A 26,527-nucleotide genomic window follows, 5' to 3' on the forward strand; every position below is an offset into this window, starting at 1 on the left:
TTGAAAAGTCCCACCAAGTCCCACCAAAGTCCCACCTTTTTCGATATTATTACATGAATTATGGCTTTATTTTCTCTTGTCTTTTTCTATTTGTGCGGATTTCTTCCTTTGTTAGCTCTATGCGGCAAGGTTTTGTAGACCCGGGTGTATGGGCTCTGTAGACCCGGATGTACAGATTTTGTAGATCCCCATCTATTGGTGGTGTAGACCCGGGTGTACATATTTTAAAGAAGATGCAATTTATGAGTAGTTGTAATTGTTTGAAAAAGTATTAAGATAAAATGTGTCTGGATGATATCACGGTTTAAAACTGAATAGCTCATTGATTAGGATATTGCCAATAGTGCATGATATTTTTGGCTTTCTCATGAATTTCACGATTGCCTTTTCGCCGAGCTACCAACATATATTCTTTAGCTTTGCTGTGAGCGAGTTTTTAGAGCAAAAGTTATCAATTGCACAGAAATTGAATTTTTCTAAACGATTTGACTCAGAAGAAAATATGATTGTGCGAATAGCAGAATTGAAACAGGATTGGAATAATACTTTTGAAAACAAGAATTACTCTAAAATAAAGAAACAACTTCAAATCTGATAGAGATATGAAACGAAAAATAATAATCAACAAATCGCCGAACCGATAACAATCAAGGGCTTAAACGCAATGTAGCGTAGCGGAATTTTGTTTTAAGCTTGTGTTGAACTTAAGCTCATGAACTAATTTTTTATCTATGGGGGTTCAATAAAGGGAGTTGATTCCGGAGCTTGGATTTCTGAGGTTGTTTTTTCGGTTATTGCGGATTAGCCGGTTGTTTTGATCCTCACATTTTAGCATTTTATACCGTATCTCTATCTTTTGCGTGTCCGGAGTTTTCCATTGTTGGTTTTTCTTTTGATTCAGGCAATAGACGGTCTGTCAGTTCGTATTAAACTGAAGCAAATATTTATAAACTGCCTGAAAATGAGACCGGTTTTGGAGAATTGCATAATAAAAAACCGGGCGGTGCGTGAGCCCGAAAGGTCAGTACGGTTTCCATCCGTCCCGTTTTACAGCATGGACATTGTTTCCGACTGTCTCCGGTCTTCTTTTTCGAATAGAGGGTTTCTATCCGATTTGAATCTTCAATATCCATCTCCTCTTGTACAGCCCTGAGCATCGCTTTATTGCGAGAAGCTAAAATTCCGTAATGCCTGATTTTACGGAAGCCGCGCGGAAGAATATGAAGGCAGAACCTTCGAAGGAACTCATCGGCCGACAAAGTCATCACTTTGGTTTTTGCATCATCTCTGTAATCCTTATAACGAAAACTAACTCTTCCGTCGGCAATGCTCTCCAATCGATGATTACTGATAGCAACCTTGTGTGTGTAACGTCCCAAATATTCGATTACCTGACTCGCACCGCCGAAAGGACGTTTGGCATAAACAACCCACTCTTTTGCGTAGAGTTTCTTCTTCAACTCGCCCGTCAGTTCCATGCCGCTTTCTTCCATGAAACACTTAAATTCCGACATAAACTTCCCACGATACACGGCACTCATCGCTTTGACCGGAAACAAATACTTACCGTTGGTTCGTGTATGTTTCCATTTGCGGTTTTTATCTATACCGCCTGCCGGAACGATAAGGTGGATATGCGGATGCAGCATCAGGTTTTGCCCCCAGGTATGCAAAACAGCAACTGCTCCTAAATCCGCACCAAGGTATCTTTCATCCCTGCCGAAAGTCTCCAGAGTTTCCTTTGCTGACTTGAACAGAAGATTGTACATCTCTTGGGGATAATTCAGACAGAAAACATTCAACGCTTCGGGAAGCGTAAAAACCACATGGAAATACCGGCAATCCAAGATGTCTGCCTGTCTCGCCTCAATCCATCGATCACGGTTTCCTCCCTGACATTTTGGACAGTGACGATTTCGGCAACTGTTGTATGAAATACGCTCCTGGCCACAATCCGTACAACGTTCCACATGACCGCCCATTTCGGAAGTACGACATCTTTCGATGGCTCTCAAGACTTTCTGATGAGACGTTAAAACCGGACGTTGCGCAATAAAATCTTTGCCGTATAAGCGAATTATATCGGCCAACTCATATTGGGGGCGCATCCTTAGAAGCCGTAGAGTGTATCCAACGGACTTTTCCCGACTTTGGGAATAACCTGAGCAATATGTAAATAAACCAAGGTTGTCCGTAAATTGCTGTGTCCCAACAGATGTTGAATTGTGTAAATGTCAACACCATCTTCCAGAAGATGAGTTGCGAAACTGTGTCGGAGCGTATGCATGGAGACCGGTTTGCGAATGTCGGTTTTCAGCAAAGCCTCTTTGATTATATACTGAATGCTGCGCTCCCCCATTACATCCCCAGGAGTTTGTCCCTCGAAAAGATAAACCTGTGGCTTTACCTCTTTCAAATAATGCGATAACCGCGATTTAATGTATCGGGAGAGAATAACATAACGATCCTTTTTCCCTTTGCCCTGACACACACGCACCTGCATCCGGCCGATATCGATATCGCTGATTTTGATATGGCGAAGCTCGTTCATCCTAAGACCGGCCGAATATGCAAATGCCAACAGAAAGCGGTGCTTCAGGCTGCGTGGAGCCTTGAAAAGGGCTTTGCATTCTTCTTTTGATAAGACTTCAGGGAGTTTTTTCTCTTTTTTGATAACCGGAAGTTTTAAGGCTTTCTCATCTTTACCGAATAATCGAAACCAAAAACGCATCCCGAAAACAGTCTGCTTAAAGTAGCTCTCCGATAAGTTTTCGTGTACCGTTTTTCGATAAAGATAGCTGTTGATCTCTTCTATCGATACCTCGTGAGGCAAACGCCCGAAATGCAAAGCCAAATGGCAAACATTTCGACCATAGTTGGTTATCAAACTTTTGCTTAACCTGTCGAGCACCACCCGTTCTTCAAATATTGAGTAGGCTTCTCTGAACCCCGGGACTAATTCCTTTGCCTGGGCTTCTACTGTGTAATAATTCTTTTTCTTAAATGTCATGATTACTGTTTTTAAAATCAGAGGACAAGAAAGAAATTTTTCCTATATTTGAGCGCTCGAAAGAGCAAAAGCTACCGGAGGTTTAGTTCAACAAGCGGTTTGCTGTAATGTGGGTCGTATTCCCACAGAAAATCCTGTCGGATTTTACAGCATTCACGCCTGCGCAAACATTTGTAAACCTCGCACTACAGCAAGCCGCCGGACGTTGGTGGTCATTGTCGGTGCGAAATAGGAAGCATTAATTGATACTGAAAGATTTTTGTTACATTTGTAATTCATTGAAATCAACTATAAATGGCAAAATCGACCTCTAAAATAATCGTATCAAGTACCGAAATAACTGTAACGCATATAGGTAATGAGGATTTTATCTCATTGACCGATATGTTAAAAGCAAAAGATGGAGATTTCTTTATTTCCGATTGGCTAAGAAATAGGAATACGGTCGAGTATCTTGGGATATGGGAAAGTATCTATAATCCCAATTTTAATTATGGCGAATTCGCCATAATTAAAAGTCAAGCAGGATTAAATTCGTACAAAATAAGCGTAAAAGAATGGGTTGAAAAAACCAATGCAATCGGATTGAAAGCCACGGCAGGAAGATACGGAGGAACGTACGCTCACAAAGATATAGCCTTCGAGTTCGGAATGTGGATTAGTCCTGAATTTAAAATTTACTTAGTTCGAGAATTTCAGCGTTTGAAAGACGACGAAAGCAATCGCTTGAAATTAGAGTGGAATTTGCAACGAACGTTGGCAAAAGTAAATTATCATATTCACACAGATGCAATCAAAGAGAATTTGATACCCCAAAAAATCACACAACAGCAAGTGGGTTTTGTTTATGCCAACGAGGCTGACTTGTTAAATGTTGCTCTTTTTGGCATTACGGCAAAAGAATGGAGAGAAACAAATTCTGATAAAAACGGAAATATCAGAGATTATGCAACATTAGAACAGTTGGTTGTTTTGAGTAATATGGAAAGTATAAACGCTTTACTCATTCGTCAAGGATTATCACAAAGCGAAAGGCTTATTGAATTAAACAAAGTTGCTATTACTCAAATGAAATCTTTGCTTGAAAGTAATTCAATGAAGAAACTAAAATAGAAGTTGGAGAATACAACGAACCGTCAACAAACGGTTTGCTGTAATATGGGGTGTATGCCCACAGAAAGTCCTGTCGGATTTTACAGCGTTCACGCCTGCGCAAACATTTGTAAACCTCGCACTACAGCAAGCCGCCGACCGTTAGTGGCAATGCGTGTGCGACACAGCAGACAGTAAATTATTGAAAAATGACAGAAGTTATAACGCAGAAATTGAAAAGTTCCGAATTAGAAGCGGAAATTTATTATTTGACCACTGAAGAGGGTGGAAGAGAAAATTATGTCACAAATGGTTATAGGGGTCAGTTTTATTATAATGGTAGAGATTGGGATGCTTCACAAGAATTTATAGAGAAAGAAATTTGTAACCCCGGCGAAACAGTAAAAGTTTATTTGCAAACACTTAGTCCAGATTTTCATATCGGTCAGTTTTCCGTAGGGCAAATATTTGAAATTAGAGAGGGTGCTAAAGCGGTAGGCAAAGGAAAAATAACTAAGATATTGCGTCCAGATTTTAATTATTGGGATTTCGATAGTTTTTACAATCAACTTCCGAAAACTTCTAAGCCGTATGATGACGAGAATATTCAAAGATTTTTGGTAGACTTCGATTGGGCTTTTGAGGATTTAGAAGAAATTTCAGAACTTAGATTTCAAGAAAATCTTTCTAACAAAAATGAGATGTTGGAGGTTGAGTGCATTTTGAAAAATAAGAAAATTAAATGCCGACCTCTCATTGATAAAGTTTGCGAAATATGGCGAGAAAAACTATCATTTGAGAAATCATTGTATAAAGTAGCAGTTCAGAATTTTGGAGATAAATTTGAATTTCAACTTTCATTTGCAACTTGGCATGATATGTATTTGACAGGAAAAATCGTAGTAAAAACAATATAAACAATTGACATTTCACGTAGAAAATAGAAAGAAATTGATACAATAAATACACAGCCCACAGGCAGATAATGTGCACACCTCTATCACGAAAGTTACGATGTGATGTATTACGAATACACTTTGCACAAAGAAAAAAGTGCCAAAGGCGAAGTCGATGGAGATGTGCAAGCTGGTAATATAATGTTGGTACGCAGGAACATACTAAAGAAGTATTTGAAGCTGCACAAGTGATTAATGTTACCAAAAACTGGGAACCTTATCCCGAGTTTGGACAATGGAACAGTATTGTAAAAATGAGACGTTGGGAAGATGATTTATCCACTATATTATAAATTTAAGAACAGAGATATGTATACAATAAAATTTTCAAAATATAATGCCGTAATGGGCAATAAGTAGGTATTCAAAATTAATTCATAGTATGAGAAAGTCCCCCTCCGCCCTTTGGGCACCTCCCCCTTGCAGGGGAGGAGTCGATGCCGCAGGAATTCCTCCCCTGCAAGGGGGAGATGCCCAAAGGGCGGAGGGGGTGATGATATAAACTAATTCTGAACATCTACTTAACCAATTTGGCGACTCTGTAAATAAAACAGATGGAAGGGATTTGGAAACAACTTATCAACGCTATGTATGGACAGTAACATTAAGAAATTATTAAGCTTCATCTTATTTCTATTATTAAATAATAGTTGTAGCTTTGATGACGAATATCTTTACGAAATAAAAATCAATGACTGGGCTAGTATTTCATATAACATTATTAATAATGACAGCGCCTCTATTACAGATTTTAAGTTGTATGCATATCCAGATAAAGTAATGAAGATAGACAAAAGAATAAAGCATAATGGTGATGAAAAACTAAGAAAGAGAGAGGTTTTAGAGAACTGCTGTACGAAATTAGTCTACAATGATTCTATTATTTTAATTTTAGATGGACTAGACAAAGATACAACAAGTTCACTGTATGTTTATAACAAATATTATAAAATAGAATTTCAATCGGTTAATGGAGGTATGAAAGAGGGTTTTATCAACAAACAGGTGTTGTCTGAAGAACAGTTCTATTCAATGAGCAATAGCTGTAAAAAATGTAAAGTTGTAGATGTAGGCAAATTACGAAAAATATAGTCATTGTGCAGTTTTCAAATAAACCGGGCAATCCGTATTTCGGAAAAGCGAGTTACGAGCTTGGTTACGTTCCGGGGCTTTAAGTGTCTTTTCAATGACTTTAATTGTCCCCACACTAAAACCGAATTTCATCAAAAACGCCTGATTTACAATCAACTTACTACATTCCGTTCATTTTTACTTTTTTATTCTGTACTTTTGCCGGAAATAGAAATTATAGCTTCGTTGTTTATGAATACAAATTCTTCTTTGTTAGGTATATTATGTGTTTTCTTGTTACTATGTTCCTGTAGTGGACAAAGAACTACAAAATCTGTAGAAACGGAAAAAACAAGAACCATTGCCATATCTTATGCTAATCTGTTTTCTATTCATGAGGCTAATGATTACACCACTGTAACCGTTCTCAACCCATGGCAGCAAGGAGAGGTTTATGCCAAATACCATTTGGTGAAAAACAATGAAACCACTGTTCCTGCCGATGGATACAAAGTGAAAATTCCTTTGGAAAGCCTCATGACGAACTCTGCCACTCACCTGGGCTTTCTGGAATTACTGGGAGAGTTGGATAAAGTAACCGGTGTATGTAGCGCCGATTATATTTATAACCCCACAATCAGGCAACGTGTAAAAGAAGGGAGAGTGCAAGATTTAGGCGATTCTTTTAACCTGGATATTGAGCACCTTTTATTACTTCGCCCTCAAGCAGTAATGACTACCGCTTATAATGCCGACGATGAAAATAGCCGGAAGATGATGCAAACGGGCTTAACCATTCTTTATAATATAGAGTGGCAGGAGGAAACCTTGCTCGGACGTGCCGAATGGATTAAGTTTATCGGTGCTTTCTTCGATAAGGCTGCACAGGCAGATAGCCTTTTTACAACCATAGAAACCGGATATAATGAAGTAAAAACCCTTGCTTCTACCATAGATGGAAAACCGACTGTGCTTTCCGGACAAGACTTTCGGGGAAGTTGGTCAATGCCCGGAGGCCGAAGCTTTAACGCTCAACTGTTTCGGGATGCCGGAGGAAGTTATTATTATGAAAATGATAAAGGCACAGGAAGCATAAACAATACCATAGAAGAAGCCCTTGTGCATTTTGGTAAAGCCGATGTATGGGTAGGGGTTCAGGCAAATACATTGGAAGAGCTTGGGAAAATGGATAGTAAATATAAACTTTTCAAAGCCTATAAAGGAGGCAATGTTTATAATGCCAATAAGCGTGTCAACGAAACCGGGGGGAATGATTATTGGGAAGGGGCGGTGGCGCGTCCGGATTTGCTTCTGTCTGATATGATGAAGGTGTTTCATCCCGAACTGTTGCCGGAATATGAATTTACTTATATACAGAAGGTGGAATGAAAGAGAGAATGGGTTTCTATGATTTATTGCATATAAACATTTAAAAGCTTACTTTTGGACATTAAGAATTAAATCACCCTAATTATGAATACGTTTTTTTTATCCCGTTCTTTGTTCTTGTATGTCCTTTTTAGTTGTTTGGCTTGTGCCTTTAAGCTGCATGCACAATCTCCGGCACTATCTTTTAATAAACAAGGTAAATTTAAAATTGTGCAATTTACCGATATTCATTTTAAATATGGAAATCCGGCTTCGGATATAGCTTTGGTGCGAATAAATGAGGTTTTGGAAGCGGAGCGGCCAGACTTGATAGTGATTACCGGAGATGTGGTTTATGCCAAGCCGGCCAACGAAGCTTTTCGACAAGTATTAAGTACAATATCCAAACACAAGATTCCTTTTGTTACCACCTTTGGCAACCATGATGATGAATTTGATCTGACCAGAAGTCAACTCTATGATCTTGCTCGGGAATATCCTTATTGTATGATGCCCGATCGTGGCGAATCATCTTCGCCGGACTATGTATTGGAGGTAAAGGCTTCTACCGGAGGTAGTAAAGCAGCCCTCCTTTATTGTATGGAATCCAATACATACTCTAAGGTAAAAGGAATTAAAGGTTATGGATGGTTTTCTTTAGATCAGGTAATGTGGTATAAAAAGCAAAGCGAGCGCTATACTTTGGAGAATAATGGAACTCCATTCCCCGCATTGGCTTTCTTCCATATACCGCTTCCCGAATATGCCACAGCAGTAGAAAATCAAAACGCTATATTGCGAGGCACACGTATGGAAAAAGTCTGTGCCCCCGAAATGAACTCGGGCATGTTTGCCACCATGCGCGAAGCCGGCGATGTGATGGGAATCTTTGTTGGTCACGACCACGATAATGATTATGCTGTGATGTGGAAAGATATCTTATTGGCTTATGGCAGGTATACGGGAGGCAATACCGAATACAACCATTTGCCAAACGGTGCACGAGTAATAGAGTTGAAAGAAGGCGAGCGAAACTTCACCACTTGGATAAGGCAAAAAGAAGGAGAAGTGATGGATAAATATACATATCCGGTAGACTTTTATAAGAAGTAAACCTCAATATTCTTTCTCGTTGCATTTGCGTAAGGATGAATTTAACTCATTCCATTCAAGGCTAACGAATTTTGTCTTCTTTACCTCTTCATTCAAGTATTTGGAAGCCCGGAAGCAAACCCGGCTAACCTTAACTTTGCCCGGAGAACACTCTTCGGGCGTTTCGAACCCTTCGCTGGTTATGGAAGGGTAGAATGTGCCCAACCCTCGAATAGTAATTGTTCGTCCCTCTTTCAGGTGATGGGCTATACGGTCTGTCAATTGCACCAGTACAGATAAAGTTTCCCCTTTCGAAAGAGAACTTCTATTATGTAATTCTTCGGCCAGTTGCATCTCATCCACTCCTTCGCCTTTTTTTTGAAACGCTTTGGGCACGGCATAATAGAGTTCCCGTGGTATCTTATTCGTCTTATCTACCTTCTTTCTGATTACATAATTAATAGGCATGGCATCTTTTATTAAGTTAAACTTCTTTTTAATCGCATCTCCTTTATAATTCGGTCGTATCAAACGCCCTACGACACCCGGGTGTTGTTTGCGACGACATGGGGGTGTCGTAGTGTCCAACACCCGGGTGTCGTAGGATGTTTGGTCGGACAAAGATACACGAAGAATCGTATAAAACAATTGTTTTGATCAGTTTTTGTAGGAATTAAGTCCTAACCTTCGTTACAGTATCATCTATTGAAGTTCAATATAAATCACTACCTTTGCACCTTTTAGAAAAGAACAGATGATTTCAGTAGAACAACTTAAAGTAGAATTTAATGCTACCCCGCTTTTTGAGGACGTATCTTATGTAATCAATAAGAAAGATCGTATTGCATTAGTCGGCAAGAATGGTGCCGGAAAATCTACCATGCTCAAAATATTATCCGGATTGCAGTCGCCCACAAGCGGAACTGTATCTGTGCCGCGCGATACCACCATTGGTTATTTACCTCAGGTAATGAAACTTACCGACAATCGTACGGTGATGCAGGAAGCCGAACAGGCTTTCGAACATATATTCGAATTACAAGCCAAACTCGAACGGATGAATAACGAGTTGGCCGTTCGTACCGATTATGAATCGGAAGAATACCATAAACTCATAGATCACTTTACGCAGGAGAATGAACGATTCCTGATGATGGGAGGCACCAACTTTCAAGCCGAAATAGAACGTACCTTGATAGGACTTGGTTTCCATAGCAAAGATTTCGAACGGCCTACTTCCGAATTTAGTGGAGGCTGGCGCATGCGTATCGAACTGGCTAAGTTGTTGTTGCGTAGACCGGATGTGTTGCTGCTTGATGAGCCTACCAATCACCTTGATATAGAATCGATTCAATGGTTGGAGAACTTTCTGTCTACCCGCGCCAATGCGGTGGTATTGGTTAGTCACGACCGTGCTTTTATTAATAATGTTACCACTCGTACCATTGAAATATCTTGCGGAAAGATTTACGACTACCGGGTTGCATACGATCAATTTGTGGAGTTGCGCAAAGAGCGCAGGGAGCAACAACTCCGGGCATACGAAAATCAGCAGAAACAAATACAGGATACCGAAGACTTTATCGAACGTTTTCGCTATAAAGCTACCAAAGCCGTACAGGTGCAAAGTCGCATTAAGCAGCTCGATAAGATAGAACGTATTGAAATAGATGATGAAGATAACTCCAGCCTCAGATTGAAGTTTCCTCCCGCTTCCCGTTCCGGAAGTTATCCGGTAATTTGCGAAGAGGTGGGGAAGACATATAGAGCCTCTCCCCAGCCCTCTCCCAAGGAGAGGGAGCCCGATGCCGCAGGGTCTTCCTCCCTCTCCTTGGGAGAGGGTCGGGGAGAGGCTGTGTATCCTGTCTTCCATAATGTAGACCTTACCATTAACCGTGGAGAGAAAGTGGCCTTTGTTGGTAAAAACGGCGAAGGGAAATCAACATTGGTTAAATGTATTCTCAATGAGATAGATTTTGAAGGTAAACTGACTATCGGACACAATGTGCAGATTGGTTACTTTGCACAGAATCAGGCACAAATGATGGATGAAAACCTAACTGTATTCGATACCATCGATCGGGTAGCAGTAGGAGATATTCGACTGAAAATACGAGACATATTGGGTGCTTTTATGTTTGGTGGCGAAGCTTCCGATAAGAAGGTAAAAGTGCTTTCGGGTGGAGAACGTACGCGCCTGGCTATGATTAAGTTGTTACTTGAACCGGTTAACCTCCTTATTCTCGATGAACCTACCAACCATTTGGATATGCGCTCCAAAGATGTGCTGAAAGATGCAATCCGCGATTTTGATGGTACGGTAATTGTAGTCAGTCACGACCGTGAATTCCTTGATGGCCTGGTAACAAAGGTTTATGAATTTGGTGGGGGAGTAGTGAAGGAACATCTGGGTGGAATTTACGACTTCTTACAAAAGAAGAGGATTGAAAATTTGAATCAACTCAATCTCTCAACAATGCCAGCCTCTCCCCAACCCTCTCCCAAGGAGAGGGAGAAAGCTGCGCAGTCAAATCCGCAGGGCACTGCTCCCTCTCCTAAGGAGAGGGCTGGGGTGAGGCTGTACGAAGAACAAAAAGAGTACAACAAGAGGATAAAGAAACTCGAAAAACAAGTAGCGGATTGCGAAAAACAGATTGAAGAAACCGAAGCCGCTATTGCTATGTTGGAAGATAAAATGGCTACTTCGGAAGGAGCATCGGATATGTCGCTTTATGAGAAACATCAGAAGATGAAAAAGCAATTGGATGAAGTTGTGGAAGAGTGGGAGAAAGTTTCGATGGAGCTCGAAGAGATAAAGGAGAAATAAATCTTGGTAACTATTTGCAGTCACATAGCCCGCTATGCTCCTTTGAATAAAGCAATAGCTAAACAAAAAATAAGACTAATTTATCGCAGAATAAAATTCAAAACAGTTTCTTAATGAATTAAAAATCAGCAATAATTCCCCTCTCTTTTATTAGGAGTAATCATACATTATTTTGTAACTTTGCGCAATTCATAAAAATAACGTATCAAAATAATGTCTGAAGCTAAAAAAATAAAAACCGCTTTAGTATCGGTTTACCACAAAGAAGGTTTGGATGAAATCATAACCAAACTACACGAAGAGGGAGTAGAGTTTTTATCAACGGGAGGAACCCGTCAGTTTATCGAATCATTGGGCTTTCCTTGTAAAGCGGTGGAAGATTTAACCTCATACCCTTCTATTCTGGGTGGAAGAGTAAAGACATTACATCCGAAAGTATTTGGTGGTATCTTGTGTCGCCGTTCGGTAGAACAAGATATGCAACAGATTGAGAAATACGAAATCCCCGAAATAGACTTGGTGATTGTTGACCTTTATCCTTTTGAAGCAACTGTGGCTTCGGGAGCAGAAGAGGCTGCTATCATCGAGAAAATAGATATAGGCGGTATCTCTTTGATTCGTGCCGCAGCGAAGAATTACAGCGATGTGGTTATTGTTGCTTCTCAACATCAATACAAACCGCTGCTCGATATGCTTATGGAGCATGGAGCTACTTCTACTTTGGAAGAGCGCCGTTGGATGGCTAAAGAAGCTTTTGCAGTATCTTCTCATTATGATTCTGCCATCTTTAATTATTTTGATGATGAAGAAGGTTCTGCCTTCCGTTATACTGCTAATGACCAGAAGGCGCTTCGTTATGGCGAGAACCCTCACCAGAGAGGTTATTTCTATGGAAACCTGGATGCAATGTTCGACCAGATTCACGGAAAAGAGATTTCCTACAATAATCTGTTAGATATTAATGCCGCAATAGATCTTATCGACGAGTTTGATGAGACTACCTTTGCTGTATTGAAGCACAATAATGCTTGTGGACTTGCTTCTCGCCCCACTGTTTTAGAAGCTTGGGTAGATGCATTGGCCGGCGATCCGGTTTCTGCATTTGGCGGAGTGCTTATCACTAACGCAGTTATTGACAAAGAAACAGCCGAAGAAATAAACAAGATATTTTTTGAAGTAATCATTGCACCCGATTATGATGTAGATGCCCTTGAGATACTGGGACAAAAGAAGAATCGTATCATCCTGGTGCGCAAAGAAGCCAAATTGCCTAAAAAACAATTCCGTTCTTTGCTTAACGGGGTGTTGGTGCAAGATAGAGACCTAAACATAGAAACTATTGCCGACCTGAAAACTGTAACTTCCAAAGAACCAACTCCGGAGGAAGTAGAAGATTTATTGTTTGCCAACAAAATTGTGAAGAACAGTAAATCAAATGCCATCGTATTGGCTAAGAACAAACAGTTGTTGGCAAGTGGCGTGGGGCAAACATCTCGCGTAGATGCATTGAAACATGCTATTGAAAAAGCAAAATCGTTTGGATTCGACTTGAACGATGCGGTTATGGCATCGGATGCTTTCTTCCCATTCCCCGACTGTGTGGAAATTGCTGATCAGGAAGGCATCAACGCGGTTATTCAACCGGGAGGATCTATCAATGACAAGTTATCTATTGCTTATTGCGAAGAGCATGGTATGGTAATGGTAACAACAGGAATACGTCATTTTAAACACTAAGTTATTAATGTTGAATGTTGAATGTTGAATGTTGAATGAGTTGTGAGTTATATGCATAATCATTCAAAATTGAACATTCCGCATTAAAAATTCAAAAGAAATGGGATTGTTTTCTTTTACACAGGAAATTGCAATTGACCTTGGAACTGCGAATACCATTATTATTAGCAATGGTAAAATTGTGGTAGATGAACCTTCGGTCGTTGCACTCGACCGTCGATCAGACAAGATGATTGCTGTGGGTGGAAAGGCGAAGCTGATGCACGAAAAAACCCACGAAAATATAAAAACGATTCGTCCTTTACGCGATGGAGTGATAGCGGATTTCTATGCCTGTGAGCAGATGATACGCGGATTGATTAAGATGGTAAACACACGTAGCCACTTGTTTTCTCCTTCACTTCGTATGGTAATTGGCGTACCTTCGGGAAGTACCGAAGTTGAACTACGTGCCGTGCGCGACTCTGCCGAACATGCGGGTGGACGAGACGTTTACCTGATATTTGAACCAATGGCTGCTGCTATCGGTATTGGTATCGACGTGGAAGCTCCGGAAGGTAATATGATTGTAGATATAGGTGGAGGATCAACCGAGATTGCTGTTATATCTTTGGGAGGTATTGTTTCCAATAACTCCATTCGTATTGCAGGAGATGATCTGACTGCTGATATTCAAGAATATATGAGTCGCCAGCACAATGTGAAAGTCAGTGAACGTATGGCCGAACGTATTAAGATTAATGTAGGTGCCGCACTCACCGATTTGGGCGAAGAGGCTCCCGAAGATTATATCGTTCACGGACCGAATCGTATTACTGCACTGCCAATGGAAGTTCCTGTATGCTATCAGGAAGTAGCCCATTGTTTGGAGAAGTCAATCTCAAAGATCGAGACAGCCATTTTGAGCGCGCTTGAAAATACACCTCCCGAACTTTATGCCGATATTGTACATAACGGTATCTATCTGGCAGGCGGTGGAGCTTTACTGCGTGGGTTGGATAAGCGCCTCACTGACAAGATCAATATACCTTTCCACATAGCCGAAGATCCTCTTCATTGTGTGGCTAAAGGTACGGGAACAGCACTGAAGAATGTAGACCGTTTCTCATTCCTTATGAGATAAGAATACCAACAATAGTCGATGCGGAATTTACTTGACTTTTTAATAAAGTACAACTATTGGTTCCTTTTCATACTGCTGGAAGTAGTATGTTTCGGCTTATTGTTTCGTTTCAACCATTACCAACAGGGCGTATTCTTCTCTTCTGCCAATGTATTGACAGGAGCCATTTATGAAGTGTCGGGTGGAATTAGCTCTTATTTCCACCTGAAACAAGTGAATGATGCGCTTATTGAACGTAACATCGAACTTGAAGCAAAGGTTGTAGAACTGGAGAGCGTGTTAAAGGATAACCAACTGGATTCAGTTTTTATTCATAACAAAACTCTCTCCTCTATGGCAGATATAGAGGTATTCAAAGCCCATGTTATTAATAATACTGTAAATAAGGTTGATAATTATATTACCCTGAATAAAGGTACTATTGACGGGATTAAGCCGGAAATGGGGGTGATTGACGGGAGAGGAGTCGTAGGGATTGTTTATATGACTTCTACCCACTATTCGGTAGCTATTTCTTTGCTGAATAGTAAATCAAATATCAGTTGTAAAATCAAAGGAAGCGATTATTTTGGTTATCTCCGGTGGGAGTATGGCAATGAGCCGAATGCTGCTTATTTAAAGGACTTACCGCGTCATGCCGAATTTAACATTGGTGATACAGTAATAACAAGCGGTTATTCTACCGTGTTTCCGGAGGGAATTATGGTGGGTACCATTGAAGAACTGGGAGACTCGCACGATGGACTCTCTTATCTTCTGAAAGTAAAATTAGCGACAGATTTTGGTAAAATTAGTAATGTACGTATAATCTCTCGCGAAGGACAAAATGAACAACACGATTTAGAAAAGAATAGTATTCAATAATGGTTCATAAACAGTTGCAACATACCGTATGGTTTATTGGCTTAGTGCTTTTGCAAGTACTGATCCTGAATAATATACACCTGTTAGGGTATGCAACTCCTTTCCTTTATATTTACTTTATTATTCGCTATGACACGAGCATCTCTCGCAATGGGCTGATGCTATTGGCTTTTGCCATCGGGCTATTGGTAGATATTTTTTCGAATACGCCGGGTATGAATGCGGCTGCTACGGTTTTCACGGCATTTCTGCGTCCGGTATTTCTTCGGCTTTTTACTCCGCGTGATATGGGCGACGACTTTGTACCTTCTCTTAAAACGCTGGGAACGAGCTCCTTCTTGAAGTATTCGTTTGTTACGATCTTCATACATCATTTAGTTTTGTATACTATGATGTTTTTCTCTTTTGCAGATCTGTCGTTACTGTTTCTAAAAACAATAGCCAGTACTGTACTAACCATTATTTGTATCATTGGTATTGAATGGGGAAGAAAATAAGAAATGGCCAATAAAGATTATAAGTTAGAGAGGCGTAAACTGGTTATTGCCGGTATTGCAATTGTTATAGTCCTTATTTACTGTGTCCGTTTGTTCAACCTTCAAATTCTTACGGAAGATTATAAAAAGAATGCAGATAGTAATGCATTCATGAATAAAACTCTCTACCCTTCTCGTGGAGCTATTTATGACCGAAACGGAAAATTGATGGTGTTCAATCAACCCGCTTATGACATAACTTTCATTCCTCGGGAAATCGTAGATCTGGATACCGCAGATTTTTGCCGAACACTAAATATAGAACCTGAATACTTTCTGAAAAGAATGAAGGACATTCGAGATCGGAAACTGAATCCCGGATACTCTCGTTACACACATCAGGTTTTTACCACCCAGTTATCTGCAGAAGAGATTGGAGTCTTTCAGGAAAAACGGTTTAAATTCTCCGGATTTTATGTGCAACGGCGTACCATTCGTCAATATTCTTATAACTCTGCCGCTCATGTTTTGGGCGATATTGCGGAAGTATCTAAAAAAGAAATGGATAATGACGATTACTATTCCAGGGGAGACTATATTGGAAAGCTGGGAATAGAACGTTCTTATGAAAAATATCTTAGGGGAGAAAAAGGGGCAGAAGTGCTTTTGCGTGATGCTCACGGACGTATACAAGGTAAATATAAGGATGGCGCTTTAGACCGGAAGCCGGAAGCCGGAAAGAATCTGACGCTGGGACTTGATATTGAACTGCAAATGCTTGCAGAGAAATTGATGGAAAATAAAGTGGGAGCTGTTGTTGCCATTGAACCCGAAACCGGTGAAATATTGTGCATACTTTCTGCACCTGCATATAATCCTTCTATTATGGTAGGAAGGCAGCGAGGGGAGAGTCAGCGTGAACTGCTGAAAGAGCCCACAACACCACTCTATAATCGTTCTATTATGTCATCATATCCTCCGGGGTCGACGTTTAAAACGGCACAAGGGCTTACCTTTCTTCAGGAGGGCATCATAAATAAAGAAACGGCTTTTCCATGTCATCATGCGTTTGTATATGGTGGTTTAAAAGTTGGGTGTCATGGGCATGGTACGCCTATTCCGTTTATACCTTCTCTGTCTACTTCCTGTAATGCTTATTATTGTTGGGGATTAGTGCGAATGTTGGCAGATAATAAATATAAGAATGGACATGCAGCAATGGATGTTTGGAAAGAGTATATGACATCCATGGGATTAGGAGAAAAACTGGGTGTTGATTTGCCCGGTGAAAAAGATGGATTGATGCCCGATGGAAAATATTACTCGGACAGATTTCATACAGAAAACTGGGGAGGTTTACGTATTATCTCTACGGCGATTGGGCAGGGAGAGGTTCAGGCTACTCCCATTCAGATAGCCAATCTTGCAGCAACAATAGCAAACAGGGGATATTTTATAACCCCTCATGTGGTAAAAGGTATCGAAGATAATGAATTGGAAGAAAAATACAGAGTGCCAAGATACACCAAGGTCGATTCTAAATATTATGATTATGTAGTAGAAGGTATGCGTGGTGCAGTAGTGGGCTCTCCGTATGGGGCAACTTGCCGTGGTGCTAATATTCCGGGTTTAGATATCTGCGGGAAAACAGGAACTGCCCAGAATAAAGGTAAAGACCACTCTATCTTTATGGGATTTGCTCCTATGGATAATCCTAAAATAGCTATTTCCGTATATGTGGAAAATGGCGGATTTGGAGCAAGATGGGCCGTACCCATCGGCGCTTTGCTTATAGAGAAATACTTAACCGGAGACATCGCTCCCGAACGTAAAGACCAGATAGAATATATTAGTAACGCAAACCTGATATCACATGAGTACACGAAAAAATAGTATGTGGAAATCACTCGATTGGGTTACCATTTGTATTTACCTGGTCCTGATTGTTTGCGGATGGTTCAGTGTTTGCGGAGCCAGCTACAACTATGGCGAAGTAGATTTCTTTGATTTCTCTACTCGTGCCGGTAAGCAGTTTGTGTGGATTATCTGTTCATTTGGTTTGGCTTTCATCTTATTAATGCTCGAAGACAGCATGTACGACATGTTCTCCTATATAATATATATAGGTATGATGCTGCTGTTGATAGTCACGATCTTTATAGCCCCTGATGTGAAAGGTTCCCGATCGTGGCTGCAATTGGGCCCCGTAAGCCTTCAGCCGGCAGAGTTTGCGAAATTTGCTACGGCATTGGCACTTGCCAAATATATGAATTCTTTCTCTTTCAATATGCGGAAAACAAAGAATGCGTTATTGGTAACGGCTATTATTCTGCTTCCTATGATGCTGATTGTTTTGCAAAAGGAAACAGGGTCGGCACTTGTGTACCTGGCTTTTTTTCTGGTGTTATATCGTGAAGGTATGCCGGGGGTAGTGTTATTTGCCGGTCTATGTGCTGTAGTTTATTTTGTTGTGGGGCTTCGTTATGATGTTCCACTCTATGAGGGTTCTCCCACGCACATGGGCGAGTTTTCCGTGCTTTGCATGATACTTCTGGTAGCCGGTGGTATGTTGTGGACAACCATACGTAAATGGACTCCCGCTCATACAATCTTGATAGTAAATGGGGGAGTGATAGCCATAGCATGGCTGATTTCAAAGTATGTGGTGACATTCAATCTTGTTGTGACGCTTTGGGGGCTGTTGGGAATGGTAGTAATATACCTATTATACCTGTCTTTAAAGACACGTACTTTTAAATATGTGGGAGTTGCATTGTTCGCGCTTGGCTCTATGGCTTTTCTTTATTCGAGTGATTATGTTTTTGATGAAATATTGGAACCTCATCAACGTATGCGTATTAAAGTAGTGCTTGGATTGGAAGAAGATTTAACAGGAGCAGGCTACAATGTAAATCAATCTAAGATAGCCATTGGCTCCGGTGGGTTATGGGGAAAGGGCTTCCTGAATGGAACTCAAACTAAATTAAAATATGTGCCGGAGCAGGATACTGACTTTATTTTTTGTACGATAGGCGAGGAAAAAGGATTTGTAGGATCTGTTTTTGTGCTGATAATGTATCTGATTTTAATCTTAAGGTTGGTAGCTTTGGCAGAACGCCAGCGATATACATTCGGTAGGGTGTATGGGTATGCTGTATTGAGTATTTTCCTTTTCCATCTGTTTATTAATATAGGTATGGTATTAGGGCTTACTCCGGTTATTGGAATTCCGCTTCCTTTCTTTAGTTATGGCGGTTCTTCTTTGTGGGGCTTTACTATCTTGCTATTTATCTTTTTGCGAATTGATGCAGGGAGAAACCGTAGTTATTAACAAAGTTAACGCTCTATTAATATCCCAATATCGCTAATTCCTTTTAATACATCATCTTTCATCTGGTGATTTACTCTGAAACGGAGAGTATCAGGCTTTTCTACATATTTGTCGTAAACAGGTTCGATAGCTTGGTATAAGCCTCCCCATTTAGCAGTATATTCATCATTATATTCCGGAGATACTTGAAAGGGGATGTCTTTTTTGTGTGTAATTGTATCTCCGATAGGGTATTCAATATTTAATGTCAGGTTCTTGTAGGCATAACTATTTAATGTGCGAACAAGTAGATAGATACGGTAGCTGCAAAGAGAATCGGGGATAGCAATATTGAAAAGCAGTGTATCATTCTTATTCCATTCATAAGAGGGAATATGGTGATAAGAATGATACACAACTGTTTTATCTGTACAACCAAGCGTACATAACAATGCCAGGAAGAGAATTGTTACTTTGAATGCTCTCATTCGCTTTGTTGGTTCCTATCCGTTTTTTGTTGATTATCGTTTCTATTAGGTCTCCTGTTATTATGTGAGTTATGATTGCTTCTGTTTGAACGATCATTCCTTTCATTACGCGGAGGTCGGTTTCCCTGCTCCGGCGAACCGGCTGGGTTGGGCTTTCTCTTTTTCTTATTGCGATTACTGCCACCGCCTTCTTTGTTGCCCCCTGTCTTTCGCTTATCGAAACGGGTCAGGCTTTCCTGTTCAAGCAAGTCGATTGGTTTCTTAGGCGCAGCCTTTTGATCGGATTCTAACAGGAAATCGGGTTTGATGCCTTTTTTGTTTAAGTTGATAATCTCAAACGCCCTTCTACCTGTTATAGTAACTAAGTTGGCGGGGATTACTTTATCTGTTGAATAAGTAATCTTATTACTTAAGATATCAGCTTTAAAGAAGAAGAAACTTCCATCCTTAGTCTCTAATTCGATTTCGCGAGAAGGAAGACGTTTTTGAGCTTCCACATAGCAATCTACTTCATAATTCAGGCAACACTTCAATTTAGCACACTGTCCGGCAAGCTTCTGAGGATTCAGTGAAATGTCCTGATAGCGGGCGGCACTGGTTGATACCGAAATGAAACTTGTCATCCAGGTGGCGCAACAAAGCTCTCGCCCACAAGGACCGATTCCGCCAATGCGTCCGGCTTCCTGACGGGCACCGATTTGCTTCATCTCAATGCGTACTTTGAATGTTTCGGCCAGTACTTTAATTAATTGACGGAAGTCTACACGTTCATCGGCAATATAGTAGAAGATGGCTTTATTACCGTCTCCCTGATATTCTACATCTCCAATCTTCATATTGAGATTCAGGTTCAGGGCGATTTGCCGGGAGCGAATCATCGTATCGTGCTCGCGCGACTTGGCTTCTTCGTACTTTTCCATGTCTACCGGTTTCGCTTTGCGGTACACACGTTTAATCTCGATATCGGGTTTAAGATTGGCCTTTTTCATCTGAAGCGGTACTAATCGTCCTGTAAGTGTAACCACACCTATATCATGTCCCGGAGTAGATTCTACGGCTACGATGTCTCCTTTGTTCAGATCTATTTTGTTGCTGTTGCGGAAGAAACCTTTGCGTGTATTTTTGAATTGTACCTCGACCATTTCGCCTTCTTCCGCGTTGCCGGGTATATCTGCCAGCCAGTCGTAGGTATTGAGTTTATTGTCTTGGCGGGAGCAACCTTTGCAACATAGTCCTCCACTGCCGTTATGTAGTTTGTAATCCATTTGTTTGGTATAATATATATAGTCGTAAAATAACCTTTAAGTTTTCAATAAAACAATCATTTTCAGTGAAAAATCAAAAAAAACCATCTTTGCGTTTACATTTTGCTGAATATGGCTTTGCGCCTCACTAAGTTCGTGAATCATACCCATAACATTTCTTTCGTTAATGAAAGGAGAAAAACGGGTGGCAAAGTTTTGTTCATCTGGAGTCATGTACGTTAGTTCCGGTCGGCGGAAGTTATAAACAAAGTTTTCGCGAATCATTCGTTGGCAATAATCCAGGAAATTTTTCTGCCGTTCGCGTCCCATGCCGGCTACCTGTTCGCTCCATAGTTTCATCTCTCTGATTTTACGCTGATAGGAGAGACGCATCAGGTTGACAAACAGATCAAAAAAGAGCTTCTTTTCTTCATCCAGATGAATGGCTTCCAGAGCTTTTATAAAATTACCGTTGGCTATATGGGCAATGGCATGGCTTTCTTTATCTTGTATGCCATACTTGGTTTGCAATACGTGTGCGATATTCTGCTCCTCGATGGGGCGGAGGTTAAAGCGTTGAGTGCGGCTTAGAATTGTAGGAAGAATCATGTCGGGAGCTTCCGATATGAGCAGGAAAGTTGTTTTTTCGGGTGGCTCTTCCAAAAGTTTCAGTAATTTGTTGGCACAAACCTGATGCATCTTTTCGGGCAACCATAAAATAACTGTTTTGTATTCTCCTTCGTTGGATTTCAGACTTAGCTTGCGAATAACTTCATCACTTTCTTTCGCAAATATCTGAGCCTGTGAGTTTTCGGCATCAATCTCGTTCAGCCAATGATTGAAGGTGAAGTAAGGATTCTCTGTAACAAATCTGCGCCACTCAACAATATAATCGTCGCAAACATCCTTCTTGGCTTTAGCATTTTTGATAATAGGAAAGACAAAATGCACGTCGGGATGCACCAATTTATTGAACTTTACACAAGAAGGGCAAGTGCCGCATGCATCCGAAGCACCTCTGTTTTGGCAATTAATGTATCGGGCATAAGCAATGGCTAATGGTAATTTACCCACTCCCTCTGCACCGCAAATAAGGAGTGCATGGGCGATGCGCTGTTCGTTAACCTCTTGGATTAATCGTTGTTTAGCAGCTTCTTGTCCGATTACATCTTTGAAAAACATAGCTTAATAAATTTGTCGGGCTACTTCTTTAATACTATCTACAGCTCCTATCGAGTAAAAGTGTATGCTGGGTACACCATGCGACATCAGTTCCTTGCACTGGTTAACACACCATTCGATGCCTACCTGTTGGGCTTCTCTGTCTGTTTTACACTTCAACACCTCGTTGGTTAGTGCTTCAGGGAGATCGACTTTAAATGTTTTGGGCACCATGCTCAGTTGAGATAGCTTTTTGAATGGCTTAATTCCCGGTATAATGGGCACGGTGATACCCGCCTGTCGAGCTTTCTCCACAAAATCGAAGTACTTCCGGTTGTCATAGAATAATTGAGTAACAGCATATTCTGCTCCTGCTTCTACCTTTTTCTTTAGCCAATAAATGTCAGCATCAATGTTGGGAGCCTCTTCGTGCTTCTCCGGATAGCAGGCCACTCCATAAGAGAAGGGGGCGGCCGGAACTTTCATTTCAGAACCATCTACAAATATGCCCTGATTGAAACGATTGATTTGTTCCTGTAATTCAATAGCATGGTGATAACCGTCGGACTCCGGTGTAAACACAGACTCATGCTTGGCCTTATCGCCGCGGAGCACCAACAAATCGGTAATTCCCAGAAATTGTAAATCGAGCAACACATATTCCGTCTCTTCGCGGGTAAAGCCACTGCAAAGAATGTGTGGTACTACAGTGATGTTGTATTTATTCTGAATGGCAGCAGCTACTGCTACAGTGCCGGGGCGACGACGGAGGCGACTGCGTTGAAACATTCCATTGCCAAGATCATTATAAACATATTCACTGCGATGAGTGGTTATGTTGATATATTGGGGGTCGAACTCGCGTAGTGTATCTACGGTTTCGTGAAGTTTTTCTATACCGGTTCCCTTCAAAGGAGGTAATATCTCGTAAGAGAAGGCTGTCTTTGAGGAATTATTAATTAAATCGATAATCTTCATAATATTGCAAAAGTACGAAAAAGACGGAATAATGCCATAGACAAATGAATCTTTTGGCTGTGGTGGTTTCCTTTTTTTTTTTGACTTTTCTTTTTATTTACTTTAGGGTATCCGTACTATGCTCCGGATGGAAGAGAAGTTTCCCTCTTCGCCTTCCGTTTTTATCTCCATACTTTTCTTCAGCTCCACTCCATTCGGGTGTTTCTATTGCGCTGTGATAAAGTGGCATTGGGAACCCCATCTCCTTGCGGCGTAGATAGTCTGCTTCGCGGTAAGGATCGAAGACGCTACCAGGGGGTAAAGGGCGGTTCTTGTCCATAAACCATACATAGAGAGAAGTTATTTCATAAACATGTCCTAATGATAGCACTGCCCAACTGATAGTGCCCGGCAGCCGAAAACCTAATATCTGTATGGGGTCGTAAAGACTAATTGGACGTGGTTGAAATAGTACTTCATTGAAAGGAGCTACAGTAGTAAACAAACCAAAAGTATGATGGTAAGTAACCATAGAGGTGGTTCGATCGAAGATAACACAATCACGACAACGTTTAGCAGCAACATAGCCCCAATAAAGAAATATGGAACAGCCTATAAATCCTCCTAAAAACGCCATAGAGAAACTTTCACGACTTTTTATTTTTCTCTTTAATTCACTAAGTCCTTCTTTTTTATAACAATAGATATAACTTTCTTCATAATCAGTTAGTTGAAAACTATAATCATGATTATCTACTCTTGCTGGAATAACTTCTACCATTCTATTATAAAACGAAATTGGTTTGTAATAGAACATGTAAACAAGCACTACAACCCCAATTAAGGCACAAACAATCTCTAATGGAGAATAAGTACTAGCGTTCGCTACCAGATGTTTATTATTTGCTTCTTTTAATAAACAATCCTTGCCAGAACCTATAGCGTCAGTAGGCACGGCAGGAGGAAGAGAGTAGATAAATGTTTCTAATCCAATGTATTTATCTTTGAGGGGTTTGCGATTTTTAGTCATAGCTTTCTTTTTTGTCAAATAGCATATTACTTTATTCAGTTTTTCTCTCCAAAAAGTTCATCAATGGATATGTTTTCATCTGTCATAATACTATAGAAATATTCCGCAAACTGATTGTTGTGAAAATATAGGAATGAACAAATTTTCAATTTTCCATCTATTCTCATTACTCTCATGGCATACGTCTCATTCGGAATGTTTATGCTTGGGAACTCGGGTTCCATCTGTTCTTTGTTATGAGATGCAAATATTTGACCTATTGCATGGTTTAAATCAATTCCACTTAAAGTGTCAAAATCATCATCACCAATGTCTGTTTGAAGTGGCTTAAATGTTAAAATGCCATTTCGCAAATAATTGAAATCTTTTTTTAATGGAAGAAAGAAAGTGTTTTTTAATGTTTCTTTGGTCCAAAAATCAATGCTTTTATCGAAATACTTTCCACATTTGGTCCAAAATATTTCAAAATTATCATGTAGCGAATCGTTAAATGCTATAGGAGAGCTCACATACTGCTTCATTAAATCCATGTTTTTAACTTTGGCAGCCTTGCAAAAGTTAAAAATAAGTTTAGATGCTTCAACTCTATCGTTATAATATACAGCTGTATCCCCTAATATATTGGGGGGATTGTAGTTTGTGCAACGTTTGATTATTTCGCAATCAGTAGTGTCTATAAACACTTCATAGTTTAAGATTTTTATTTCATTATTTATCTTTGCTATATATTTACCTCCTGATCCATTTATATTAAAATACCCACACGAAGAAAACTTGGCTATTTTTGAATCATTATTAGGATATAATTCAATGCACATTTCATTGCTGCCATAATATGGAATAAATTTTATTTTTTCAATTTTATCAATTCCATAATCACCTAAATTAGTACATCTTAAATATTTAAACACTTTCGTTGTGTCAGACAAATCAAGGCATTCCAATTGGAATGTTGTATCTTTTACAATAACATCTTTTACAACTGAAGTTGTATTTAGAATGCATGAATTGTTGTTAGTTGTCTTTTCACTATTATGTTCTTTCTCATCTTGCTTTTTTCCTATTTGACATGAGGCAACATTTAGCAATAAAGAACAAATCAGTATAGTTATCTTCGTGTATTTCATATACCATCATCTCCATTTGGGTTGTAACTTCCTATTATTTCTTTGATTACATTCTCTGTGTAAATATCTTTATCTGTTAATTTATCTTCTTCTCTCTCATTATAGTCTTTATTCTATTTCTACTTGTATAGTATCTTTCACCTCCTCCTTCAATGCCATCTCCTGCAGCTTTATAGAATCAGTAGTGGAAGCAAGTAAGGAATCTGGAAAATCTATAGCAATGCTGTCATCTTCGATAAGAGGATAATCTATGACTTTCCCATTATCTATTTCATAAATAATAGCTGGGATCTCTTTCCTCCAATAATAGAGCTTAGCATTTGTTCTTTTTATTTCTTCAGAAGATATTGTATGTTCAGTGGTATAATGCAAAACTGTAAGATTATTATTTACGACATATTCAGGAACCTCATCTTTTAAATGTTTAAACCCTTCCTCTGGAATTTCCCCTTTTTTATACGGTGGATAATAGTGCTTCCTTATTACTTTATATTCTTCATCGACAGCACTAAGCATATAAAAACGGTCTGACTTAAAAAGTCGTAATTCGGAAATCAACTTTCCATCTTGATTACACACTATAAGCCAGAAAGCCGATCCTTCCTCCCTTATTTTTAGATAATACAACAATACCTCTTCTCCTGTTGGGAGTGGTGGTAAGCGCTTTGATAGATAAGATGATAGAGAAGACTCATTCAAAAACCTGCTATCTTTATCTTCGTCGCAATAAATAGGGTCTGTTTCGTCGTTAGACCTATAATCCATAAAACTTTTAATATTCAATTTATATACATTCAATGTATCATAACCATAAGGAGGCAGTGAATGGTCCGACAATGGTTGATAAATATTAAGTGTATCAATTCTGCTAATACCAAAAGGTAATGGAGTAATGGGTACCTTAGCCACCAGTTCAGAAAAGGTTAAAGGCTTCTCATATATTTCATCTGAAGTATCGGTTGTTTCTACATCTACCGAAACAGAAGTAATAGTATCGGCTGTAGAGGATGTTGAAACCGATTTCTTGTTGTTGCAACTAAGACAACTAATAAGAATTAATAATAATAAATTGTTTTTCATAAGTCACTTTATTCTATTTCTACCTGCATCGTATCTTTCACTTCCTCTTCCATTATCACCTCCTGCAGTTTTATAGGATCAGTAGTGGTAGTAAGTAAGGAATCTGGCAAATTGCAAAAAATACTTATGGAATAAGTGCGTACAGATGACTTCATATACGCTACCTCAAATCCGAATCCTTTGTTCTTTTATTCATCTTTTCCTCTTCTGACTTTTCTTTTTATTTACTTTAGGAGCATCCGTACTATGCTCCGGATGGAAGAGAAGTTTCCCTCTTCGCCCTCCGTTTTTATCTCCATACTTTTCTTCCGCTCCACTCCATTCGGGTGTTTCTATTGCGCTGTGGTAAAGTGGCATTGGGAACCCCATCTCCTTGCGGCGTAGATAGTCTGCTTCGCGGTAAGGATCAAAGACGCTACCAGGGGGTAAAGGACGGTTCTTGTCCATAAACCATACACAGAGAGAGGTTATTTCATAAACATGTCCTAATGATAGTACTGCCCAACTGACAGTG

The 26,527-nt window shown here is 39.9% G+C and carries 22 protein-coding genes and 3 pseudogenes; 13 read left to right on the forward strand and 12 right to left on the reverse strand.

What is annotated here, in order from left to right; translation table 11 throughout:
- Positions 1-944: 944 nt before the first annotated feature.
- Both D0T60_RS16065 and D0T60_RS16070 read right to left on the reverse strand, forming a co-directional pair.
- Positions 945-2,108, reverse strand: coding sequence for an IS91 family transposase (locus D0T60_RS16065; RefSeq protein WP_203558358.1), 1,164 nt, complete (start codon positions 2,106-2,108; stop codon positions 945-947).
- 2 nt (positions 2,109-2,110) lie between these two features.
- Complete coding sequence (locus D0T60_RS16070; RefSeq protein WP_163219150.1) at positions 2,111-3,010, reverse strand: tyrosine-type recombinase/integrase; 900 nt, start codon at positions 3,008-3,010, stop codon at positions 2,111-2,113.
- Positions 3,011-3,304: 294 nt separating this feature from the next.
- Here D0T60_RS16070 and D0T60_RS16075 point away from each other — a divergent pair, with 294 nt between their 5' ends.
- The 5 genes from D0T60_RS16075 to D0T60_RS16095 all read left to right on the forward strand — a co-directional run bounded on the left by D0T60_RS16075 (position 3,305) and on the right by D0T60_RS16095 (position 8,610).
- A complete protein-coding gene (locus D0T60_RS16075; protein WP_163219151.1) occupies positions 3,305-4,123 on the forward strand; it encodes a KilA-N domain-containing protein in 819 nt (272 codons plus the stop codon).
- Between the two features lie 188 nt (positions 4,124-4,311).
- Positions 4,312-5,019: a hypothetical protein gene (locus tag D0T60_RS16080; RefSeq protein ID WP_163219152.1), complete on the forward strand. Its 708-nt coding sequence runs from the start codon at positions 4,312-4,314 to the stop codon at positions 5,017-5,019.
- Positions 5,020-5,649: 630 nt separating this feature from the next.
- Positions 5,650-6,150 carry a hypothetical protein gene (locus D0T60_RS16085; protein ID WP_163219153.1) on the forward strand — a complete coding sequence of 167 codons (501 nt, stop codon included), beginning with the start codon at positions 5,650-5,652 and terminating at the stop codon, positions 6,148-6,150.
- Between the two features lie 231 nt (positions 6,151-6,381).
- Positions 6,382-7,518, forward strand: a complete 1,137-nt coding sequence (locus D0T60_RS16090) for an ABC transporter substrate-binding protein (protein ID WP_163219154.1) — start codon at positions 6,382-6,384, stop codon at positions 7,516-7,518.
- Positions 7,519-7,602: 84 nt separating this feature from the next.
- Complete coding sequence (locus D0T60_RS16095) at positions 7,603-8,610, forward strand: metallophosphoesterase family protein (RefSeq protein WP_163219155.1); 1,008 nt, start codon at positions 7,603-7,605, stop codon at positions 8,608-8,610.
- Between the two features lie 3 nt (positions 8,611-8,613).
- Here D0T60_RS16095 and D0T60_RS16100 read toward each other — a convergent pair whose 3' ends face one another.
- Positions 8,614-9,237: an HU family DNA-binding protein gene (locus D0T60_RS16100; protein WP_239059586.1), complete on the reverse strand. Its 624-nt coding sequence runs from the start codon at positions 9,235-9,237 to the stop codon at positions 8,614-8,616.
- 106 nt (positions 9,238-9,343) lie between these two features.
- Here D0T60_RS16100 and abc-f point away from each other — a divergent pair.
- The 8 genes and pseudogenes from abc-f to rodA all read left to right on the forward strand — a co-directional run.
- A pseudogene (gene abc-f, locus D0T60_RS16105) lies at positions 9,344-11,054 on the forward strand (ribosomal protection-like ABC-F family protein); the annotation flags it as partial.
- Between the two features lie 116 nt (positions 11,055-11,170).
- A pseudogene (locus tag D0T60_RS19080) lies at positions 11,171-11,416 on the forward strand (ABC transporter ATP-binding protein); the annotation flags it as partial.
- A gap of 213 nt (positions 11,417-11,629) precedes the next feature.
- Positions 11,630-13,153 (forward strand): bifunctional phosphoribosylaminoimidazolecarboxamide formyltransferase/IMP cyclohydrolase, encoded by a 1,524-nt coding sequence (gene purH, locus D0T60_RS16110; RefSeq protein ID WP_163219157.1) that lies wholly within the window; start codon positions 11,630-11,632, stop codon positions 13,151-13,153.
- A gap of 100 nt (positions 13,154-13,253) precedes the next feature.
- On the forward strand, positions 13,254-14,276 hold the full coding sequence (locus D0T60_RS16115; RefSeq protein ID WP_163219158.1) for a rod shape-determining protein: 1,023 nt from the start codon (positions 13,254-13,256) through the stop codon (positions 14,274-14,276).
- A gap of 18 nt (positions 14,277-14,294) precedes the next feature.
- On the forward strand, positions 14,295-15,140 hold the full coding sequence (gene mreC / locus D0T60_RS16120; protein ID WP_163219159.1) for a rod shape-determining protein MreC: 846 nt from the start codon (positions 14,295-14,297) through the stop codon (positions 15,138-15,140).
- Positions 15,140-15,637, forward strand: coding sequence for a rod shape-determining protein MreD (gene mreD, locus D0T60_RS16125; RefSeq protein ID WP_163219160.1), 498 nt, complete (start codon positions 15,140-15,142; stop codon positions 15,635-15,637). The genes mreC and mreD overlap by 1 nt, the downstream gene beginning before the upstream one ends.
- Positions 15,638-15,640: 3 nt before the next feature.
- A complete protein-coding gene (gene mrdA / locus D0T60_RS16130) occupies positions 15,641-17,509 on the forward strand; it encodes a penicillin-binding protein 2 (protein ID WP_163219161.1) in 1,869 nt (622 codons plus the stop codon).
- A complete protein-coding gene (gene rodA, locus D0T60_RS16135; RefSeq protein ID WP_163219162.1) occupies positions 17,490-18,947 on the forward strand; it encodes a rod shape-determining protein RodA in 1,458 nt (485 codons plus the stop codon). The genes mrdA and rodA overlap by 20 nt, the downstream gene beginning before the upstream one ends.
- Before the next feature lie 5 nt (positions 18,948-18,952).
- On the opposite strand, the gene D0T60_RS16140 is transcribed toward rodA, so the two are convergent.
- From D0T60_RS16140 to D0T60_RS16180, 9 genes and pseudogenes are all read right to left on the reverse strand, one after another.
- Positions 18,953-19,414, reverse strand: a complete 462-nt coding sequence (locus D0T60_RS16140) for a gliding motility lipoprotein GldH (protein ID WP_163219163.1) — start codon at positions 19,412-19,414, stop codon at positions 18,953-18,955.
- Positions 19,411-20,679, reverse strand: a complete 1,269-nt coding sequence (locus tag D0T60_RS16145; RefSeq protein ID WP_163219164.1) for a regulatory iron-sulfur-containing complex subunit RicT — start codon at positions 20,677-20,679, stop codon at positions 19,411-19,413. Before D0T60_RS16145 ends, D0T60_RS16140 begins: the two co-directional genes overlap by 4 nt.
- A 36-nt stretch (positions 20,680-20,715) precedes the next feature.
- Positions 20,716-21,840 (reverse strand): DNA polymerase III subunit delta, encoded by a 1,125-nt coding sequence (locus tag D0T60_RS16150; protein WP_163219165.1) that lies wholly within the window; start codon positions 21,838-21,840, stop codon positions 20,716-20,718.
- A gap of 3 nt (positions 21,841-21,843) precedes the next feature.
- Positions 21,844-22,797: a methylenetetrahydrofolate reductase [NAD(P)H] gene (gene metF, locus D0T60_RS16155; RefSeq protein WP_163219166.1), complete on the reverse strand. Its 954-nt coding sequence runs from the start codon at positions 22,795-22,797 to the stop codon at positions 21,844-21,846.
- A 97-nt stretch (positions 22,798-22,894) separates the two neighbouring features.
- Positions 22,895-23,806, reverse strand: coding sequence for a hypothetical protein (locus tag D0T60_RS16160; protein ID WP_163219126.1), 912 nt, complete (start codon positions 23,804-23,806; stop codon positions 22,895-22,897).
- A 35-nt stretch (positions 23,807-23,841) separates the two neighbouring features.
- Complete coding sequence (locus tag D0T60_RS16165) at positions 23,842-24,933, reverse strand: hypothetical protein (RefSeq protein WP_163219167.1); 1,092 nt, start codon at positions 24,931-24,933, stop codon at positions 23,842-23,844.
- 108 nt (positions 24,934-25,041) lie between these two features.
- A complete protein-coding gene (locus D0T60_RS16170) occupies positions 25,042-26,013 on the reverse strand; it encodes a hypothetical protein (protein ID WP_163219168.1) in 972 nt (323 codons plus the stop codon).
- Between the two features lie 8 nt (positions 26,014-26,021).
- Positions 26,022-26,168, reverse strand: coding sequence for a hypothetical protein (locus tag D0T60_RS16175; RefSeq protein WP_163219169.1), 147 nt, complete (start codon positions 26,166-26,168; stop codon positions 26,022-26,024).
- Between the two features lie 37 nt (positions 26,169-26,205).
- Positions 26,206-26,527 (reverse strand): annotated as a pseudogene (locus tag D0T60_RS16180) (hypothetical protein); the annotation flags it as partial.

It is taken from the genome of Bacteroides sp. 224, assembly GCF_010500995.1.
GTDB lineage: Bacteria > Bacteroidota > Bacteroidia > Bacteroidales > Bacteroidaceae > Bacteroides.